We start from the raw sequence: 20,115 nt of genomic DNA on the forward strand, positions 1-20,115 counted from the left end.
GTACTTCCGTTGTATTAAAAAAAATAGATACTTTTGTACCCCAAACAACGTGAATATGGCAAAGAATTTAGTGATTGTTGAGTCGCCTGCAAAAGCAAAAACCATTGAAAAATTTTTAGGTAAAGATTTCAAGGTTACGTCCAGCTTTGGACATATTGCCGATCTGCCCTCAAAAGAACTGGGTGTAGATGTGGATGGCGATTTTACACCTAAATATATAGTCTCCAGTGATAAGAAAGGCCTAGTGAAGGAACTCAAGGCACTTGCAAAAAAAGCCGATATGGTTTGGTTGGCGAGTGATGAGGACCGTGAAGGGGAAGCCATCGCTTGGCACTTGGCCGAAACGTTAGACCTCAAGGACGATAAGACCAAACGAATTGTCTTTCATGAGATCACCAAATCGGCTATTTTAAAAGCCATTGAGAATCCGCGCCAGATCGATTACAATCTGGTGAATGCACAACAGGCGCGACGTATTTTAGATCGCTTAGTAGGTTATGAACTTTCTCCGGTCCTTTGGCGTAAGGTAAAAGGAGGTCTCTCCGCGGGACGCGTCCAGTCGGTAGCAGTTCGGCTTATCGTAGAGCGCGAACGTGAGATCGAAGCCTTTACACCTGTGGCTTCCTACCGTGTGGATGCTGAGTTCACTACTTCGGAAGGAATTAGCTTCAAGGCAAAACTTCCTAAGAATTTTGACACCGAGGCGGAAGCACGTGAATTCCTTCGGAAGAATTTGGGCGCTTCGTATCAAATTTCAGAATTGGTCAAAAAGCCGGCAAAGAAATCTCCGGCGCCACCCTTTACTACATCAACCCTTCAGCAGGAAGCAGCGCGTAAATTATATTTTTCAGTAGGAAAGACCATGACCATCGCCCAAAGGCTCTACGAGGCCGGTTTGATCACCTATATGCGTACCGATAGCGTGAACTTGTCCAACGAGGCCAAAAACGCAGCACAAAAAGAAATCGAAACGTCATACGGTAGTAAATACAGCCATCCCCGAAACTTTAAAGGAAAATCGAAGGGTGCTCAAGAAGCACACGAAGCGATTCGTCCTACCGACATGTCACAACATACCATACAAGGAGATTACGACCAAGCGCGCTTGTACGATCTAATTTGGAAGCGCACCTTGGCTTCTCAGATGAGCGATGCACAATTGGAACGTACCAATGTGAAGATCGCTATTTCGGGTTCAGAAAAGGTCGCCGAACATTTTGCGGCCAATGGAGAGATGATCAAATTTGACGGTTTTCTGAAAGTTTACTTGGAAGGCACCGATTTTGAAGAAGAAGAGCAGGAGGGGATGTTACCTAATCTTAGTAAGGGGGAGCGCTTGGAGAATCAGTACATTACGGCTACCCAGCGATATACAAGACCGCCGTATCGTTATACAGAAGCGTCGTTGGTAAAACAATTAGAGGAACTTGGTATTGGCCGCCCCTCCACCTATGCACCCACTATATCTACCATTATCAACCGAAACTATGTTGAAAAGGGTACAGTAGAAGGGACAGAGCGCAACTACATACAGCTTACCCTTCAAAAAGATACTGTCAAGGAAAAAGAACTTACCGAGACTGTAGGGAGTGATAAAGGAAAATTGGTTCCTACAGACATTGGATTGATCGTGAATGACTTTTTAGTAGATCACTTTAAGAATATCTTGGACTACAACTTCACGGCCAAAGTAGAACAGGATTTTGATGATATAGCCGAAGGAAAAGAGGAGTGGAAACAAATGCTGAAGGATTTCTACGGAAAATTTCATCCCAAGGTTGAAGATGTGCAAGAGAATGCCGATCGTGAAAGTGGTGAGCGTATCTTAGGTGAAGACCCCGAATCGGGTCGTCCGGTATTGGTGCGACTCGGTAAGTTTGGGCCCATGGCTCAGATTGGTGCTCCCGACGATGACGAGAAAAAGTTTGCAAGTTTGCGTCCCGACCAACAATTACACTTGGTTACTTTTGAAGAGGTTATGGACCTGTTCAAATTACCGAAGACTCTCGGGGTATACGAAGGAGAGGAAGTTGAAGTGAATAATGGTCGCTTTGGACCTTATGTGCGCTTCGGAAAAAAATTCATTTCGCTGCCTAAGGATGTCGATCCGTTGGATGTGGACATGGCCTTAGCGAAAGAGCTTATCGAAGAGAAGAAAAAGGCAGATGCACCTATATATATGTATGAAGGATTACCGGTTCAGAAAGGTACCGGTCGCTTCGGCCCATTTATCAAGTGGAACAATATGTTCATTAACGTAAACAAGAAGTATGACTTCGATAATCTTTCCGAAGAGGATATCGAACAGCTCATTGAAGATAAAAAGCAAAAGGAGATCGATAAGCTTATTCAGGAATGGCCCGATGAAGGAATTCGTCTTGAAAAAGCCCGTTGGGGTCGTTTTAACTTGATCAAGGGAAAGACCAAGGTAGAATTGCCCAAATCCACAAAAGCCGAAGCCATGTCACTGGAAGAAGCTCAGGCATTGCTGGAAAAGAAAGCACCTAAGAAGAAAGCAAGCCGTAAAAAGAAAACGACCACCAAGAAAAACTAATGATTGAATTTTTGACCCCCGTGTCTAAGTCGGTGCTCGCTCACAGAGAAATATTGCCAACCGGCGTATTAGGAAAACAAATTGAAGTGCATACCGAGCAAGGAACGCTGCCTTCACTCTCGCAGGTGAAGTTTGCACTATTGGGAGTTAAGGAGAATCGTAACGACATCAATTTTTTAGGGGGAGAACCAAGTTTCGATGCCTTTCGGAAGGCATTTTACGCATTGTATCCGGGTAACTGGAATCATAAGATCATTGATATAGGTGATATCGAAAGAGGAGAAACCGTGCAAGATACCTACTTTGCTATGCGTACGGTTATTGAAGCGCTTCTTCGAAAAAAGATCATACCACTTATCTTGGGGGGAAGTCAAGACCTGGTCTACGGCCAGTACCGCGCTTATGATGATGTTGGAACCATGGTGAATCTAGTGAATGTAGATTGCAACTTCGATCTGGGAGATGCCGAGAAGCCAATTTCAAATATTTCGTACGTCGGGAAGATCATTGTAGACAAGCCGTATAACCTTTTTAACTATAGTGTTTTGGGGTATCAGTCGTATTTTAATCCCCCGGCAGAGATCGCCCTTATGGAGAAATTGTACTTTGATGCTTACCGCTTGGGTGAAGTAACGGCCGATATTACCTTGGTGGAACCGATTATGCGAAACACCAATATTGTAGCTTTGGATGTAGCTGCAATAAAAAGTGCCGAATTGAGTTATAAGAACAACGCAAGCCCCAACGGATTTGACGGGCGTGAGATCTGTGCGATCGCCCGGTATGCAGGTATAAGTAATAAGGTGAGCTCTTTTGGAGTTTATGAATTGACCGATTATAAGAATGCTGAAAGTGCGGCGATGTTGATCGCTCAGATATTTTGGTACTTTATAGAGGGTGTCAATTTTAGAGTAGCTGATGAAGACTTCAGTAAAAACGAATTATTTACAACATATAAGGTACCTGTTGACGACGAAGTGCTGATCTTTAAGAAAAGCAATAAGACGGGTCGGTGGTGGATAGAATTACCTTTTATTTCAAATGTTAATAATAAATTAAAAAGTAGAACGTTATTACCTTGCACTTATGGCGAATATTTGGGTGCAACAAATCAGGAGATTCCTGAAAGGTGGTTGAAAGCCCGCCGAAAGAATGAAGTATAACCAAACGAACTAAGTAAAAAAGAGCTTTAAGGGATTTTTAAGAAAATTGTTGTTTTTTTAAAATTTTATAGATAGGTTTACGCCCTTGAATCTCGAAAATTTAACCTAAACACCTATGAAGAAGTTTATTGCATTAACTGCGATTGTAGCCTTTTTGTTTAGTTGTAACTCTGGCGATAGAGGAGAACTAGTTGGAGCAAAAGGTAAAAAATGGTATCCCGAAAAGCCGTACGGAATGACACTTATCCCTGGTGGGTCTTTCATCATGGGTAAATCCGACGACGACTTTGTGGCGGTAAATGATGCCCCTACAAAGACCGTAACGGTTCGTTCCTTCTACATGGATGAGACCGAGATTACCAATGCAGAATACCGTCAGTTTGTAAATTGGGTACGGGATTCTACTGTAAGACTGCGTTTAGCGATCCTTGCCGATGAGGTAGGAGCTACGCCCGGCGATGGTGGAATTGGAGAATTTGCCTTTGTCGATCAAGAGAACGAAGAAATGACTCCCTACGACCAATATATGTATGATAACTATTATGGAATGGGTGAGGACTTCTATGCCGGTAGAAAAATCAATAATGATGTTGATCTTATTTGGGATACTGCAGAGTACCCGGATGAATACTACAGCGAAGTGATGGATACCATGTATATCCCTGCAGAAGAGGCATATAACGGGCAGCGCACCATTGATGTAGATAAATTGAAGTTCCAGTATACGTACATGGATATTCAAGCCGCGGCAAGAGATAAAAGCAAGAGACGAAAGGATTTTATAAAGAAGGAAGAAGTAAAGATCTACCCCGATACTACAGTTTGGATCAAAGATTTCAATTACTCTTATAATGAGCCGATGCACAATGATTACTTTTGGCATGAGGCATATGGCGATTACCCCGTTGTTGGTGTTAACTGGAAACAGGCCAAAGCATTTTGTGCATGGAGAACCTTGTATAAAAATGCCTATCAGAAATCAAGAGACAGAAACCATGTGAATTCTTTCCGTCTTCCGGGAGAAGCCGAGTGGGAGTATGCGGCACGTGGCGGACTGGAATCTGCGACCTTCCCATGGGGAGGACCTTATGCTAAGAACGACAGAGGTTGTTTCTTGGCGAACTTTAAACCTTTGCGTGGAGACTATGCGGCAGATCAAGCGTTATATACCGTAGAAGCAGACGCCTACGAGCCTAATGATTATAATCTCTACAACATGGCAGGAAACGTAAGCGAATGGGTAGCCTCTTCATACGACCCGGCTTCCTACGAATATACTTCAACCATGAATCCCAACGTAAACGACGAAGATAACATGCGTAAGGTAGTTCGTGGCGGATCATGGAAAGATGTTGCTTATTTCCTACAGGTAAGCACCCGTGATTACGAGTATGCAGATTCTGCACGAAGCTATATTGGCTTTAGAACAGTTCAGGACTACATGGGAACTGATGTTACTTTAAACGAAAATTTAGGAGACGCTAGATAAGCCCCCCTCCATTATACATGATTGAACAACTAAATCTTAACTACACTTAACTAAACTAAACTATTGTATTATGGCACAATCAAGATCATCTAAGAAGTTATTTAATATGGCCTATGGCCTTGGAGCATCTATTGTAATTTTAGGAGCTCTTTTTAAGATCCTTCACTGGGAATTAGGTCCTTTGAACGGAGGATTATTGTTGGCGATTGGTTTGATTACAGAAGCGATTATTTTCGCTATCTCTGCTTTTGAACCTGTTGAAGACGATTTGGACTGGTCGTTGGTATACCCCGAATTGGCAGGTGGTATGGCTTCAGACAAGAAAAAACAACAACCGCAAGATGCAGACGGATTACTTTCTAAGAAATTAGATGAAATGCTGAAAGAAGCACGTATCGATTCAGAATTAATGAATAGCCTGAGTGATAGCATTCGTTCTTTCGAAGGAGCTGCAAAAGGAATGGCACCTACTGCCGAAGCAATGAGCTCTACCAAGAAATACAGCGAAGAAATGGCTCTAGCCGCTGCGCAAATGGAATCGTTGAACAGCTTGTATAAGGTTCAGGTAGAATCTACCAGCCGTCAAACTGAAGTAAATGAGCGTGTTGCAGAGAATGCGGAACAACTTAAACAACAAATGGAACATTTGGCAACCAACCTGTCATCGTTGAACGGTGTCTACGGTGGTATGCTTTCTGCAATGACCAATAGAAACTAAGCGTAGTTTTTCACTAACTATTAATCTTTAAAAAGAAGTAAAATGGCAGGAGGAAAACTATCCCCAAGACAGAAGATGATTAACCTGATGTATCTGGTTTTCATCGCTATGTTGGCATTGAACATGTCCAAAGAAGTATTATCGGCATTCGGATTGTTGAACGAACGTTTAACAGAATCCAATGTCGCTACACAGGCCCGTAACAACGCATTTATGGAAAGCTTGGCCACGAAAGCGTCAGAGCAACCCGATCAATACGGAGCGGTAAAAGAGAAGGCAGATCGTATTAGTGAACTATCCAATGAGTTCTATGGATATATCGGCACCATAAAGGACGATATGTTGAAAACCGTAAAACCGGAAGAACTGGAAGATTACGAAGTTCAGGACAAGCCAGATCATTTAGATCAAAAATTCTTTCAGGGTGATAAATTATCACCTGCAGGACAGGAGTTTGTTGCTAAGATCGATGCCTACCGCGAAGGTGTGTTAGGTGTTATTGGTGACGAACCTCGTTTTCAAAGCATTGCGAACGATGTGAAATCTAAATTTGAGACTCAACCGGAAACCCGTAGAGACGGTGTTGAAGTGCCATGGTTGAACTATCATTTTGAAGGATTCCCATTAGTAGCATCGCGTACAAAACTTACGCAAATGCAAAACGATGTTCAAACAGTAGAGAGTGAGATATTATCTACAATGCTGGCAGGTCAACAAGCTGCTGCGCTTTCTTTTACGCAATATAACACCCTCTTGGAGACATCTAAAACTGCATACTATGCAGGTGAAGAATTTGACGGCGGAATTGTTTTGGGACGTAAAGACCCTAACACCAAGCCAAACCGAGTAGAGCTTACTTTAGACGGAAGACCACTTACCCAGGATCAATATTCCATTCAAAATGGTAAAGTGATGCTGAACATCAGCGCCGGAAGTCCGGGAGATCACAAGATCGAAGGGAATTTGATCTTTACGGAAGATGGTAAGGATACCGAAATCCCGGTGAATCTAGGATTTTCTACAATCTCAAAACCAAATTCAGCTGTTATTGCTGCAGATAAAATGAACGTAGTGTATCGTGGCGTGGACAACCCAATGACGGTTTCCATCCCTGGTATTCCTGATAATAAGGTGAATGCCACAGCTCCAGGACTTAGCAAAGTGTCCGGTAGTAAATATGTTATGCGTCCGGGAGCAGGAAGAACAGTAACGATCACTGCTAGTGGTACTTTGCCTGACGGCACCGGTGTAAGAACACCTGCTGAATTCCGTATCAAGGACATTCCTGCACCTGTAGGAGCAATCCGTGGAGAAACCGGGATTGTGCGTATGCAACGTCAAGGACTTGAGATCTCAACGATTTCGGCTGTGCTGGAAGACTTCGATTTTGATGTGAACTTAAACGTTACCGGGTTTAGCTTTAAAGTATCGGGGCAACCTACGGTTCGTGTAAACGGAACTAAGCTGGATGCTGCTGCTAAAGGTGCCCTGCGTAGAGCAGGACGCGGCGATGCAGTCCAAATATTTGATATTAATGCGAAAGTACAGGGTAGTAATGTGGTGTTGAAGAAAACATCGCCTGTAATTATCGAATTGACAAACTAGAATTAAAACCTAAGTTGTATGAATGTTAAAAATGTTGTTTTATGTGTTTTTGTACTGTTGTTGAGTTTCTCTGCTACAGCACAGCTTAACATCTTAAATGCAAAGACTCCTGAAGAGATAGGCAAAAAGACCGAAGCACAAATTGCCTATGATAATGATGAACCGTTACCTTACGGGTATACGGATGAGCGTGATGTGTTATGGTCTAGAACAACATGGGAAATCATCGATCTTGACGAAAGAGTGAACTTTCCATTGTATTACCCTATTGATACCAACAACATTGGTTCCGAAAGAAGATCATTGTACGATGTGTTGGTAAAGGCTATTAAAAATGGAGAGATCGAACATGTATATGCCGATTCTTACTTTACTGAAAAGCGTACCTTAAAAGATATTGAAGCGTCATTGGTATACAGTGATACGACAGATCTTGGTATCGAACAGTTAAACGCCGAAGGTACCGTGGACGAGCAGTATATTAGAAAGTTCAATCTGGATGCAGGCGATATCGAAGAGTGGCGTGTACGCGGGTACTGGTACCTTGACAAGCGCCAAGGTGAATTGAAATACCGTTTATTGGGTATTTGTCCTGTAGCGAACGAAGCGCGTTCAAAGGCATTTCCAGATGACAACATCGACAGTAAAGTGGAATTGTTCTGGGTATGGTTTCCGGGGGCTCGCAAAGTGCTTCATGAAGCGAAAGCCTTTAACCGTAAGAATACATCACAACCTATTTCATACGACCATCTACTGAATTCTCGTCGCTTTCACGGCGTGATCTATAAGGAAGACAACGTACAGGGTGACCGAAGCGTTTCCGATTATATTAGTGATAATGCATTAATGCAATTATTGGAGTCTGATCGAATCAAAGAACAGATCCGAAACCTTGAAATGGATATGTGGAACTACTAGAGTTCATTTAACATAATTAAAAACCCTTCCTTTCTTAAGACTGTGAAGGGTTTTTTTATACCCTAAACACAGTATCTTTGCCGTGTGAAACAAATAGAATATCTAGTAGTTGGTCTCGGAATCGCCGGGGTCTCATTTTGTGAACAGCTGCGAAAGCATAACAAGTCCTTCGTGGTCTTCAATGGGGGAGAACAGGCTTCTACCGCAGTTTCGGGAGGGGTGTTCAATCCCGTCGTTCTCAAACGATTTACTGCTGCCTGGGAAGCAAAAGCGCATCTTGAGTATGCAATTCCATTCTACCACGAATTGGCCCGACTACTGCAAATTCAAGTTATACATACGCTGCCGGTATATCGAATTCTCAAGAATACCGAGGAGCAGAATAATTGGTCGGTGGCCAGCGATAAACGCGAACTATCATCGTTTTTATCCTCGGAATTGGAAACCAATACAAACCCCGAAATTAACGCTCCGTACGGCTTCGGAAAGGTAATTGTTTCCGGAAGGATCTACCCTTCTCAATTGCTTCAGAAGTATGCCGAATATCTCGCTATGCATCGGCAATACCACGCTGAAGCATTCGATTACCAAGAGCTCACTATTTCCGAAGCATCAATTCGTTACAAGGAATACAGCGCTAAAAGAATTATTTTTGCAGAAGGAGCTGCTGCACGGTTCAATCCCTTTTTTCCGAAGGATTTAATACGCCCCAACAAAGGAGAATACTTGGTGATCAAGGCCCCGAATTTACAGCTTTCTAACTTGCTTAAAGGTGGAATGTTCGTCATTCCCTTAGGCGATGACCTTTATAAAGTGGGTGCAACATACGACCGTGAGGATACAACTTTGGAACCCACCGACAGTGCAAGACAAGAGATACTTCACAAATTAAAAGATATGATCCGCTGTGCCTTTGAGATCGTGGATCAAATAGCAGGCCTGCGTCCAACCACACCGGACAGACGGCCTTTGTTAGGGACACATCAACAATATGAGCAGATCGCTTTCTTTAACGGACTTGGAACCAGAGGGATTCTAATGGCGCCAAAATTGGCGTCGTACTTGTTCGATCATCTGGAGCATGGAGAAACACTTCCTAAAGAGGTACGCCTGGATCGATTCTCGTGATCTGTTAGAAGAATAGATAGGGGTACGGGTTACACCTTCTGCCTATCGAACTTAAAAAAGAAGTTGATCCAGATGTTACGGGACAATCGAAGGATCACCGGCAACAATACAATCAATGTTCCTACAATTACTAAGAAGGTAGTAAAACGGTCGAGTCCAATAAAAAAATAGGCAATAATAAAGGCAGCGACTGCTATAGCCACTCCCACGGCATAACTTACGTACATCGCTCCGTAGAAAAACGACGGCTCTATCTTGAACTTGGTCCCACAGTGCGGGCAGCGTTCGTGCATTTTTAAGGTGTCGGAGAGTACATACGGATTACTGTTCACATACATTTTGCCGGTATGACATACGGGACAGGTGCCTGTGAAGATACTGTAGAGTTTGGTGCCTTTCATAATATTTCGCCAAGATGACGGCAACGGTTTTTTTTGCAGTACAAAATTAAGCATCTTTGCAAAAATTTTAGGTTACAATTGTTACATAAATGCTGAACGTTCACAACTTATCGGTTTCCTTTCAAGGGGATTATCTCTTCGAAAAGATCACTTTTCAGCTAACACCGGGCGATCGCGTTGGGTTAGTTGGTAAAAATGGAGCAGGAAAGTCTACCTTGCTCAAGATCATTGCCAATGAACAAGAATACGACAGTGGCTCTATTGCAACCGATAAAGAGATCTCTATAGGTTTTCTAAAGCAGGATATCGATTTTACCGTGGGCAGAACTGTGCTGGAGGAATCGTATCAGGCATTTACAGAGATAAAGCGACTTGAAGCCCAACTGGAGGATATCAATACGCAGTTGGCAGAACGCACCGATTATGAGAGTGACGGCTACCATCAATTAATGGTAGATCTCAACGATGTGCAACATCAGTACGAGATCCACGGAGGATACAACTATCAAGGAGAGACAGAACGAATCTTGCAGGGGCTTGGATTTCAACGAAAGGATTTCAACAAACGCACTGAAACCTTTTCCGGAGGATGGCGAATGCGTATTGAATTGGCAAAGTTATTACTTCAGAACAACGATATTTTATTACTCGATGAACCGACTAACCACTTAGATATCGAGTCCATATTATGGTTAGAGGATTTTTTGAAGGGGTATCCCGGGGTAGTTGTGGTGGTTTCTCACGACAAGATGTTCTTGGACAACGTGACCAACCGAACCATTGAAATTTCTTTAGGTAAGATCTACGATTACAACAAGCCGTATTCGAAGTATCTCATTCAAAGAGCCGAACTACGGGAGCAGCAATTGGCATCTCAAAAGAATCAGCAAAAGCAGATCGAACAAACCGAAAAGCTTATCGAGAAGTTTCGTGCGAAGGCCAGTAAAGCGACGATGGCACAATCGCTTATCAAGAAGTTGGATAAGATAGATCGCATAGAAGTGGATGAAGATGACAACAGTGTGATGTCACTGCATTTTCCGGTATCGGTTACCCCCGGAAAAGTAGTGATCGACGCTGAATCGATTTCAAAGAAATACGGTGAGAAAGAAGTACTCCGCAATATCGATCTCATGGTAGAGCGCGACAGTAAGATCGCTTTTGTTGGGCAGAATGGTCAGGGGAAGTCTACCTTAGCTAAGATTATTGTAGGTGAGATCGAGCACGGTGGGAAGTTAAAACTGGGCCACAACGTACAGATAGCCTATTTTGCTCAAAACCAAGCAGAATATCTTGACGGAAGCAAGACCGTGTTGGATACTATGATCGATGCGGCCAATGAAAAGAACCGGAGTAAGGTTCGGGATATTTTGGGTGCTTTCTTATTTCGGGGTGATGAGGTTGATAAATACGTACGGGTATTAAGTGGAGGAGAACGCAACCGACTCGCACTGGCCAAGTTGCTACTGCAGCCCTTCAACGTTCTGGTCATGGATGAACCTACCAACCACCTAGATATCAAATCGAAGAACGTGTTAAAGGATGCACTTAATAAATTTGAAGGGACGCTCCTATTGGTCTCTCACGACAGGGATTTCCTGCAAGGTCTCAGTAATAAGGTATATGAGTTTAAGGACCACAAGATCAAGGAATATCTTGGGGATATTGATTTTTTCTTAGAACAACGGAATCTTCAGAATTTACGAGAAGCTGAAAAACGTACGGTTGAAAAGAAGGAACGAACCTCCGGTAGTACGGGTAATACTGCTTCCGAAGCATCGGGTAAACAATCGTATGAAGAGCAAAAGAAGCTAAAATCGCTTACCAACAAACTAAGCAAAATAGAAGCAGATATCAGCAAGTTGGAAAAGGAGATCAAAGCCATCGATGTGGAGCTCTCGATCAATTACGACGCAACGATCGCCAAACCGAATTTCTTTAACGAATATCAAAAGAAGAAAAAGCAGTTAAGTGAACTTATGACCGACTGGGAAAAGGTAACGGTCAAGCTTGAAACCTTGGCATAAACGCCTGTTTATTTAAGATAGTTTTAACGCTTAGTGAAGCGAGGGGTGTTATTTTTGAAAGATGCAACTTTCAATACTTCAGCGTGCGTAAAATCATACTCTTTATCATCGGACTTGTACTAATCCTGGGCGCTTTTTTTGCCGCCAAATGGATTATCGATAGTAATGTCAAGGAACAGCCCCGAGCAGAGAAGATCGTTAAAACAGTATTCACAGAGACCGTTAACAATCAGTTGGTTCCTGTAGTTATTCCTACGAACGGTATTCTCACTGCCAAGAATCGTCTTGAGCTTTTTGCCGAAGTGCAGGGGGTGTTTAAGAACAGTGCACATCCGTTTAAAACGGGTCAGGAGTACCGCCGCGGACAAACCCTAATTCGTATCGATGCAGCCGAGTTTTACGCCTCATTACAAGCGTCAAAAAGTGATTTTTACAATCTCATCACCTCGCTCATGCCGGATCTTAGATTGGATTATCCGGAGGCTTTTCCCAAATGGGAACAGTACCTCAATACATTCGACCTCAACAAAGCTACACCGCCCCTTCCTGAGACTACTTCAGAGAATGTGAAGTACTTTGTCACAGGGCGAGGAGTGTACACGGCCTATTACAACCTGAAGAACTTAGAACAAAGACTTGGCAAATATTCGATCACGGCACCTTTCAACGGCGTACTGACCGAAGCGTTGGTGACCGAAGGCACCTTGGTACGCCCGGGGCAACAATTAGGGGAGTTTATCGACACCTCAGTCTTTGAAGTAGAACTTGCCATACAAAAGAATTTCAGCGACCTACTAGCCGTGGGGGAAAAAGTGGCACTTTCTACGCCCGATGGGACGGCTACGTTCACGGGGAAAGTTGCCCGTATCAATGGTAAGATCGATCAGGCGACACAAACCATAAAGGTTTTTGTGGAGGTGAGAGCGGAAGGACTCAAGGAAGGCATGTATCTTGAAGCGCAATTGGAAGCCCAAGAGGTAGAAAATGCCTATGAGATCTCCAGAAAGCTATTGGTAGACGAATCGAATGTTTATTTCGTGCGGGACAGTATTCTTGAGATCATGCCGGTAGAGCCTGTGTATTTCTCTCCAAATCAGGTGATCGTTAAAGGAATTCCCGATGGGACAGAGATCTTGTCAAGGCCTATCCCGGGTGCGTATGTGGGAATGCTGGTAAAGAGAGGGGAAAATACGCCTTCCAATCCAACAGAACAAACGGGAAAAACACAAAACTAGATGCGTAAGCTCATAAGTTATTTCATTCGGTATGAGGTTGCTGTCAATGTAGTGATCTTAGCCTTCTTGATCTTTGGGGTCATTGGTATTCTCAAATTAAAATCCTCCTTCTTTCCCTTACAGGAAGCTGAAATTATTTCCATTAGTATTTCGTATCCCGGAGCGGCACCACAAGAGATCGAGGAAGGGGTGGTCTTAAAGATTGAAGATAATTTAAAGGGTCTTATCGGCGTAGAAAGGGTGACATCGGTGTCGCGTGAGAACGGTGGAAATATTACGGTAGAGATTGATAGCGATGAGGATATCGATGTAATGCTTTCTGAAGTGAAAAATGCCGTGGATCGTGTGCCAAACTTCCCCACGGGAATGGAGCCGCTGGTCGTGGCGAAGCAGGAACGTATCAGGCAGACCATAGATTTTGCAATTAGTGGTGATAACATTCAGCTGGAAGCACTCAAGGAAATAGGGCGCATGGTGGAGAATGATCTGCGGGTCATGGATGGTATCTCACAGATCAATGTATCGGGTTACCCTGAAGAGGAGATCGAGATTGCAGTGCGGGAGAATGATTTACTGGCATACGATCTTACCTTTGCTGAAGTTGCCGATGCGGTGGCACAAGCCAATATCCTTACCACGGGAGGAAATATTAAAACAGAGGCCGAAGATTATTTGATTCGTGCCAATAATCGGTCTTATTACGGCACGGAATTGAACAACCTGGTGGTGCGTTCGCGTAACGACGGTACCGTGGTCAGACTTCAGGACGTTGCTACTGTAAAGGATCGGTTTTCAGAAACGCCTAACGCTTCCTATTTCAATGGAAATGTGGCAGTCAATATCGAGATCACGAACACCAATAGCGAAGACCTTATTTCTACGGCCGAACAGGTGAATCGGTACATTAAAGAATTCAATGAAAAGTATTCAGGTGTCAAGATCGATGTGGTAAGTGATTCCTCCATCCGACTCAAACAACGGACCAATCTCCTGCTCGAGAACGGAGCCATAGGGATTCTTTTAGTGCTATTGTTCCTTTCCTTCTTTCTGAATACCCGCCTCGCATTTTGGGTAGCCTTCGGGCTTCCCATCGCCTTTTTGGGAATGTTCGTTTTTGCGGCCCAATTCAATGTCACCATCAATGTACTTTCACTCTTCGGAATGATCATCGTTATTGGTATTTTGGTGGACGACGGTATTGTGATCGCCGAAAATATCTATCAGCATTACGAAAGCGGCAAATCCCGTGTGCAAGCGGCCATTGACGGCACCTTGGAAGTGGTACCTCCCATTATGGCAGCGATCATTACCACGGTTCTGGCTTTTTCCACCTTCTTGTTTCTCGAAGGTCGTATAGGAGAATTTTTTAGTGAGGTTTCGGTAATCGTTATTCTTACGCTGGTGGTTTCCCTTATTGAAGCTTTTATCATCCTTCCGTCTCACATTGCCCATTCTAAGGCGTTAGTGGCTATGTCTTCTTCGGAAGAGAAAAAAGTCAAGGGCATTGAGAAGCTCTTCCTTCAACTCCGTAAATTCAATGAACTGGGCGACCGGATCATGCGGTATATGCGGGATAATCTATACAGTCCTGTACTGCGTTTTGCCCTTAGACAACGCTTTATTACCTTTTCGATCTTACTGGCGTTAATGATCCTTACCGTGGGAAGTATGATGGGAGGTATTATTCGAACGGCCTTCTTCCCAAATATTGCCAGCGACCGGGTGAGCATTGACCTCCTCATGCCGGAGGGAACCAACCCTAAGATCACCGATTCGATCATTACCCTGGTGGAAGCAGCGGCTTGGCGCGTCAATGAAGATTATACGGCACGACAGACCGATAACAAGCAAGTAGTAGAGAATATCATCAAACGGGTAGGGCCGGGGAATAACAAAGCCTCGCTGCAAGTAAACTTATTGCCGGGAGAGGAACGGGATTTCTCTTCACCGGAGATCACAAGTTCCATTCGTGAGGAAGTAGGGCCCGTATATGGTGTGGAGCGACTTACCTTCGGGTCGGGTGGAAATTTTGGCGGAAACCCTGTCTCTATTTCTCTGCTCGGAAACAACACTCAAGAACTAAAGGCAGCCAAAACCGAATTGCGACTGGCGTTAGAGAATATATCACAACTGGCAGACGTGACCGATACCGATCCTGAAGGAATCAAGGAGATCAATATTCAGTTGAATGAAACGGCCTATGCACTGGGTCTCAACCTTCGGGAAGTGATGAGTCAGGTGCGGGCGGCGTTCTTCGGTCTTCAGGCACAGCGATTTCAACGGGGTCAGGATGAGATACGGGTGTGGGTGCGTTACAGCAGGACAAACCGCGAGTCGATCAACGACCTGGACGATATGCGTATCGTCACACCGGCCGGACAACGGGTTCCCTTTTCGGAGATTGCCAGTTATGAGATCAAACGCGGTGAGGAGTCTATTAGTCACTTGAACGGAAAACGTGAGATCCAGGTAAATGCCGACCTCAAAGATGAGAAGGACAGTCCAACCGAGATCTTGCTGAACATTGAGAACAACATCATGCCGGATATCCTGTCGAAATATCCAACGGTAAGCGTATTGTATGAAGGACAGAACCGGGAAGCGAACAAACTAACGGAGTCGGCTTGGACCACCGTACCTATCGTTATATTCCTGATCTATGTGGTGATCGCGTTTACCTTCAGAAGCTATAGCCAGCCGCTCCTTCTGTTGCTTATGATACCTTTCAGCTTTATTGCTGTAGGATGGGGGCACTGGTTCCATGATTTCCCCATCAATATCCTTTCGGCTTTAGGGATCATTGCGCTTATTGGAATCATGGTGAACGACGGGCTGGTGCTCATTGGAAAGTTCAATACCTTCCTGAAACAAGGGATGAGCTTCGACGATGCGCTTTATGAGGCAGGAAGGGTACGTTTTAGAGCGATCTTCCTTACATCGCTGACTACCATTGCGGGTATTGCACCACTGCTGCTTGAAAAGAGCCGTCAAGCTCAATTCCTGATACCTATGGCCATTTCCATTGCCTACGGTATAGCCATTGCAACCGTCCTTACCCTGGTGATCTTGCCAATGCTGCTCTCATTCACCAACAGTGTAAAGACCGGAACCTTATGGCTTAAAACAGGAAAGAAGGTCACCAAAGAAGAAGTAGAACGCGCTATAAAGGAAGATAATGAGGTACATTAAACTATGGATCTTTTTAGGATGCTTCGGAAACCTGCTCGCGCAGGAGGCACCCTTGTTAACAAAGCAAGAGGCCGTAGCCGAAATGCTGGAAGGCAATTTTGGGATCGCTGTTGCCAGAAACAACGTAACGCTATCAGATAATAACCAAGGCATCCTCAATTCGGGGTTTCTTCCATCCCTTACCGGGAATGCCGGGGCGACGTATAATGTAGAAGACCAGACGGCGACCTTTCAGGATGGAACGACGCGGGAAGTGATCGATGCGGAAACGACACGCTATAATGCATCGCTTAATTTGAACTATACCTTGTTCGACGGATTGGGTCGCTGGTACGATTACAAACGCTTAAAGGAGGAATACAACCTAAGTGAATTGCAGGCACGCGAGACCATAGAAACGACCATGCTTCAGTTGTTTACTGTCTATTTTGAAGTAGCCCGTCTTACCGAGAACGTTACGGTTTTACAACAAACCTTTCAGAATACAAAAAAACGACTGACACGAGCCGGCTATGCGTTTGAATACGGACAGGTGAACAAGCTCGAGGTGTTGAACGCCGAAGTCGATATCGTGACGGACAGCATCAACCTTATGAATGCCCGTCAGCAGCTGGCCAATGCGAAACGCGACCTCAACGTGGTCACCAACAGTGCGCTCGACCGACGTTTTTCGGTAGATACCACCATCGTCTTTACGAATCCGCTGGTGGTTGAGACCTTTTTACAATCGGCAGACACCAATAATGTACGCTTGCTTCAGGCACGGCAAAACATAGCTATTAGTAATTATAACTATAAGGCGAGCAAGTCGATTTTCCTTCCTTCGGTAGGGCTTACGGGATCCTATGGGTGGAACGAGGGGAACTTTCCGGCGACGAACTTCTTGGCGAACAATACTTCCACAGGGTATTCGGCAGGGGTAAGTTTGAGCTGGAGCCTGTTCGACGGGGGTAGCGGCATCACTTCGGTGAAGAATGCGAAGCTGCAGATCGCAAATCGGGAACTGGAGCAACAACGGTTGGTTCTAGAGGTAAAGCGGGATATCGCTAACGCCCAAGGGAATTATGAGAATCGGTTGGCGATCTACCGCCTTCAGGAACAGAATGTGGTTACGGCGCTAAATAACTTCGAGCGGTCCAACGAGCGCTATAAACTGGGACAGATCACTTCTCTGGAATTGCGACAGTCACAGATCAATCTGTTGAATGCCCAAACCAACAAGAATCTGGCGAAATACGAAGCAAAACTGGCCGAACTGGAATTGCTGCAACTCACGGGGCAGCTCCTCAATATCGAATTATAATGGAAGAGCATTTCTTTCAATGTCCGTACTGCTGGGAACAGATCTCCATGTTGCTCGACACCTCCGTGCGGGAACAGACCTACATTGAAGATTGCGAGATTTGCTGCAATCCCATTGAGATTCACGCAGTCTTTCAAGAGGCTGAACTTCAATCTTTTGACGCAGGCAGTATCGAACAATAATTTTTTCTGTATCTTTATGGAACTCCCTCTAAATGATACAGCTATGTTATCCAGTTTCAGTTTTTCTGAAGATACGGTCGGCTTTTTATTGGAAGGAACTTTCGGTGAAGAGACCGTTCAGCAGTTACATGACCAAATTCGTGAGAAACTGCAAGTGTACGATACAATTAATCTATACTTGGAAGATAGTAGAATTGAGACCTTTTCGCTCACTGCCGTAATCGAGAACCTTTTCTTTAAATTGGAGCATAAAGGGCAGTTCAACAAAGTAGCGTTAGTAAGTGACCGAAAATGGATCCACTTGTGCGGAAAAATTGAAAAAATGCTGGCGGATATCAATGTCAAGAGTTTTGTAAGTGAGGACAGAATGGAAGCCATCACTTGGATCGCCGAGCGATAATACGATTATAATCCTCCCGTAACCGTGCTTTTTAAACCTTTCTCTACATTAAGCCATATATAATTAAAAAAGGACTTGTGCTTCACACGGGAGACTTCCCCTTCGCCGGTACGATAGTTCTTCCCGTCATCATTGCTGTTCTTCTTAATGATAAGGTTTGCCACAGCCGATTTCAACCATTTTCGGTCTTTGCCGTCGTCGTTAAGGAAGTTGATCTTAAATTCGTCGTACTGCATACGCATATCGATCTGTGAATAGGTATCGTCACCCGAAATGGTAAAATAGGTCTGCTCAATGGTACCCTCCAGGTTCGCTCTTAGGTTCTCACGGGTAAACTTATTGAGTTCTGTGGCGTTTAGCCTTCCCAGATCTCCTTTAAAGACAAAGCGATTTTCGGGGTCGTTGACGTCAAAGGACCAATCGACATGGACAGGGGCATCTTTCATAAAGACGGCGTCAATGTCCAATGCAGTTTTGGTTCCTTCGGAATAGGTATTACCAAGGTTGGCGATGGTCGCATCGAGCGCCGTAAAGGTGATGGTACCGCCGTTGGTGCCCTGGGTTACCTTTTCGGTATAACGGATGCTTCCGTTCTTTATTGAGGTTGTGTCAATACTGAGCTGAAAGGGCAGCTTCCGAAGCATTTCACTGTATAAGGGCTTTCTGCTCAAATCATCGGCGATGAGTTTGTTGCGGTAGATGTCCAGCTGCGGACGCGACAGCAGTAACCGGTTGCTGTTTACAAAGAGCTCACGGTTGGTAAAGCCGAAATCGATGGCATCGATAGCCAGCGAATCAATGGTCAGATCGAAATGGTCCCGCTCCTTATCGAGCATTTGGGCATGTTCATCTCGGGTATACTTGGTGGCGAGTTTTAGTTGTGTAAAGACGGCCCGATTCTTTTTTAGCTTAAAGTGGCGGGTGGTGGCAGTTTCATACGGACTCACCTTCGCAAAGATAGAATCGGCTTTGGCGTCGTAATCGCCAAATTCCAGGGGGAGTCGTTTGCGAAGCGTGTTTTGGTCTATCAGAATGTCATCGATCTCTATGGTTAGGTCATTGGCAAAAAGCAGGGTGTTCGCCTCACTGTCGTCGTAGAGCGTGAGTTGGGTATGGTCAATACTCAGTTCGTCAATGCGAATGGGTTTGTTGATATTGAGGACCGGACCGCGGCTGCTGTCTTTGGGTGCGCGATACAGATGGGTGTAGTAGGTAATTACCGGATAGAATATTTTGATATCCTCAATGTGGATCTCGTTGTTGACGATATAATCCCAATAGCTGATGTCTTCGATAATAAGTTCTTTTACCGTGATCTCAGAATGGACGGAGGCTGTATCGGCGTTTTGGATCTGAAGGGATACGTCCTTAAAGGTGATGGTCCCGTCGAACAGATCGAGCGACAGACTTTTAAAATCAGATTGGTAGTGCGGGGGTAGGTTCTTTGTTACAAAGGTTTCCACTTTGTTCTTTAGGAAGGTATTGATGGCAATTTTTCCCAAAACGATGAGGATTCCTGCTGAAAAGAGGACGATAAGAAAGATTCGTAGTGATTTCGACATAATTAAAAATAAGAAAGGAAGGGTAGCTGACGAAAACTTTATGAGTTTCTGTTAAATTTTCGATGTGGTTTCCTTGGAATCTCTAAAATGTATTGTATCTTTGCCATCCACATCGCGGGCTTAGCCCAGATAGGAATCTCGTCGGGCTCATAACCCGAAGGTCTCTAGACCAAGTGAGAAAAACATACATCGCGGGATAGAGCAGTAGGTAGCTCGTCGGGCTCATAACCCGAAGGTCACT

Annotated in this window: 15 protein-coding genes; 13 read left to right on the top strand and 2 right to left on the bottom strand. The window is 44.4% G+C overall.

Annotation, left to right across the window (positions count from 1 at the left end):
• The first annotated feature begins 55 nt into the window (after nt 1-55).
• The 7 genes from topA to AACZ11_RS04720 all read left to right on the top strand — a co-directional run bounded on the left by topA (nt 56) and on the right by AACZ11_RS04720 (nt 9,575).
• Nucleotides 56-2,554 (top strand): type I DNA topoisomerase, encoded by a 2,499-nt coding sequence (gene topA, locus AACZ11_RS04690; protein ID WP_290624990.1) that lies wholly within the window; start codon nt 56-58, stop codon nt 2,552-2,554.
• Entirely contained in the window at nt 2,554-3,717 is a 1,164-nt protein-coding gene (locus AACZ11_RS04695) for a formimidoylglutamase (protein WP_290624989.1), read from the top strand. The genes topA and AACZ11_RS04695 overlap by 1 nt, the downstream gene beginning before the upstream one ends.
• 115 nt (nt 3,718-3,832) lie before the next feature.
• Nucleotides 3,833-5,206 carry a gliding motility lipoprotein GldK gene (gene gldK / locus AACZ11_RS04700; RefSeq protein ID WP_339831621.1) on the top strand — a complete coding sequence of 458 codons (1,374 nt, stop codon included), beginning with the start codon at nt 3,833-3,835 and terminating at the stop codon, nt 5,204-5,206.
• 70 nt (nt 5,207-5,276) lie between these two features.
• Nucleotides 5,277-5,924: a gliding motility protein GldL gene (gene gldL / locus AACZ11_RS04705; RefSeq protein ID WP_034260923.1), complete on the top strand. Its 648-nt coding sequence runs from the start codon at nt 5,277-5,279 to the stop codon at nt 5,922-5,924.
• A gap of 42 nt (nt 5,925-5,966) precedes the next feature.
• Nucleotides 5,967-7,529, top strand: a complete 1,563-nt coding sequence (gldM, locus tag AACZ11_RS04710; protein WP_290625628.1) for a gliding motility protein GldM — start codon at nt 5,967-5,969, stop codon at nt 7,527-7,529.
• An 18-nt stretch (nt 7,530-7,547) separates the two neighbouring features.
• The gene (gene gldN / locus AACZ11_RS04715; RefSeq protein ID WP_290625630.1) at nt 7,548-8,447 is read left to right on the top strand and encodes a gliding motility protein GldN; all 900 of its coding nucleotides are present in this window, start codon (nt 7,548-7,550) and stop codon (nt 8,445-8,447) included.
• 84 nt (nt 8,448-8,531) lie between these two features.
• Entirely contained in the window at nt 8,532-9,575 is a 1,044-nt protein-coding gene (locus AACZ11_RS04720; protein ID WP_290625632.1) for an FAD-dependent oxidoreductase, read from the top strand.
• Between the two features lie 29 nt (nt 9,576-9,604).
• On the opposite strand, the gene AACZ11_RS04725 is transcribed toward AACZ11_RS04720, so the two are convergent.
• Entirely contained in the window at nt 9,605-9,976 is a 372-nt protein-coding gene (locus AACZ11_RS04725) for a DUF983 domain-containing protein (RefSeq protein ID WP_290625634.1), read from the bottom strand.
• Between the two features lie 89 nt (nt 9,977-10,065).
• Here AACZ11_RS04725 and AACZ11_RS04730 point away from each other — a divergent pair, with 89 nt between their 5' ends.
• The 6 genes from AACZ11_RS04730 to AACZ11_RS04755 all read left to right on the top strand — a co-directional run bounded on the left by AACZ11_RS04730 (nt 10,066) and on the right by AACZ11_RS04755 (nt 18,312).
• Nucleotides 10,066-12,003 carry an ABC-F family ATP-binding cassette domain-containing protein gene (locus AACZ11_RS04730; RefSeq protein ID WP_290625636.1) on the top strand — a complete coding sequence of 646 codons (1,938 nt, stop codon included), beginning with the start codon at nt 10,066-10,068 and terminating at the stop codon, nt 12,001-12,003.
• 83 nt (nt 12,004-12,086) lie between these two features.
• Nucleotides 12,087-13,238: an HlyD family efflux transporter periplasmic adaptor subunit gene (locus AACZ11_RS04735; RefSeq protein ID WP_339831625.1), complete on the top strand. Its 1,152-nt coding sequence runs from the start codon at nt 12,087-12,089 to the stop codon at nt 13,236-13,238.
• Nucleotides 13,239-16,427: an efflux RND transporter permease subunit gene (locus tag AACZ11_RS04740; protein WP_290625638.1), complete on the top strand. Its 3,189-nt coding sequence runs from the start codon at nt 13,239-13,241 to the stop codon at nt 16,425-16,427.
• Nucleotides 16,414-17,730 (top strand): TolC family protein, encoded by a 1,317-nt coding sequence (locus AACZ11_RS04745; protein WP_290625639.1) that lies wholly within the window; start codon nt 16,414-16,416, stop codon nt 17,728-17,730. The genes AACZ11_RS04740 and AACZ11_RS04745 overlap by 14 nt, the downstream gene beginning before the upstream one ends.
• Nucleotides 17,730-17,912 carry a CPXCG motif-containing cysteine-rich protein gene (locus tag AACZ11_RS04750; RefSeq protein ID WP_290625640.1) on the top strand — a complete coding sequence of 61 codons (183 nt, stop codon included), beginning with the start codon at nt 17,730-17,732 and terminating at the stop codon, nt 17,910-17,912. The genes AACZ11_RS04745 and AACZ11_RS04750 overlap by 1 nt, the downstream gene beginning before the upstream one ends.
• Nucleotides 17,913-17,928: 16 nt before the next feature.
• A complete protein-coding gene (locus tag AACZ11_RS04755) occupies nt 17,929-18,312 on the top strand; it encodes an STAS/SEC14 domain-containing protein (protein WP_290625642.1) in 384 nt (127 codons plus the stop codon).
• Nucleotides 18,313-18,317: 5 nt separating this feature from the next.
• Here the strand turns inward: AACZ11_RS04755 and AACZ11_RS04760 are convergent, their stop codons facing one another.
• The gene (locus AACZ11_RS04760; RefSeq protein WP_290625644.1) at nt 18,318-19,874 is read right to left on the bottom strand and encodes a hypothetical protein; all 1,557 of its coding nucleotides are present in this window, start codon (nt 19,872-19,874) and stop codon (nt 18,318-18,320) included.
• Nucleotides 19,875-20,115 lie beyond the last annotated feature (241 nt).

It is taken from the genome of uncultured Altibacter sp., from assembly GCF_963972995.1.
Lineage (GTDB): Bacteria > Bacteroidota > Bacteroidia > Flavobacteriales > Flavobacteriaceae > Altibacter.